This window comes from Bacillus sp. mrc49, from assembly GCF_002803435.1.
Window position 1 is genome coordinate 1 of sequence record NZ_PHNG01000141.1, and the last position, 956, is coordinate 956.

Sequence of the window (956 nt, forward strand, 5' to 3'; positions counted from 1 at the left end):
ATATATAACCCATGTCGCCCCCCTGATTGGCCGTGAATTCATCCAGGGATTTTTCCATCGCCAAAACCTCAAAGGAGACGCCTTTAGCCAATTCACGCCTGATTTTTTCCGCTTGCTTTTTCGTAGACGTGGTAATGTGGGATATATGATACGTGGTGGGAATCCGATAGATGTCCTTATTATCATCATAATACTTCTCCATGACGGCCCCGGAGACAGAGACGTCCTTGGTGAGCAGCTTTTCAAGCAGGAGGCTCGACTGAACTTCCTGCCTCAATTGATCGGTGCTTTTATTAAGAGTCTGACCTGCAGCTCCATACATCGTCTTCATCATTTTAAGTTCCCGGTCAACCTCTTTATTCGAAATTTTCACTTTGTATTTTTCTGCTGCCTGTTTCACGACCTCTTTATCCACCATTTCCTCAAGTACGTCTTCTCCATATCTCTTTTCGAGCTCATTAATCCATGCTTCCCGGGAAATATCCTTGGATCCAACCCTGGCGGCTGTCTCCTCTCCTATTACGGATTTAGAAGTGATTAATGGTTTTATGACAAAGATAATGATAGTCAAAAGGTTCAGCACAGCAAGGCCGGCAATGATCGCCCGAAGCTTTTGTTTAGGCAAGACCTTTTCCTCCGTCAATTATTTTTCTGTTTCTGCTTCCAGTTCTTCAAGATCTTCTTTCGAGAATTGGTAGGTTTCATTGCAAAAATGGCATTGCGCCTCCGCTTTTCCTTCTGTCTCGATAATATCCCGAATTTCATCTTTCCCAAGGCTGATCAATGCATTGGCAATTCTCTCCCTTGAGCATTGACAGGAGAATTCGACATCCATTTTTTCTAAAATGTTCACATTGCCTTCACCCAAAATTTCCGTTAGGATTTCTTCCGGCGTCAAGCCTCTTTGAATCATTTTCGAGACAGGCTCGATTGTGCTCAGGCGACTCTCGATTTTG

The 956-nt window shown here is 43.8% G+C and carries 2 protein-coding genes; both read right to left on the minus strand.

Going from position 1 to position 956, the window contains the following annotated elements; all coding sequences use genetic code 11:
* A partial coding sequence (locus tag CVN76_RS00970) for a peptidylprolyl isomerase (protein ID WP_100530098.1) occupies window positions 1-625 on the minus strand: 625 nt, incomplete at its 3' end.
* A gap of 18 nt (window positions 626-643) precedes the next feature.
* Window positions 644-956, minus strand: a 313-nt coding sequence (locus tag CVN76_RS00975; RefSeq protein WP_198512402.1) for an Hsp33 family molecular chaperone HslO, incomplete at its 5' end; no start/stop codon positions are given.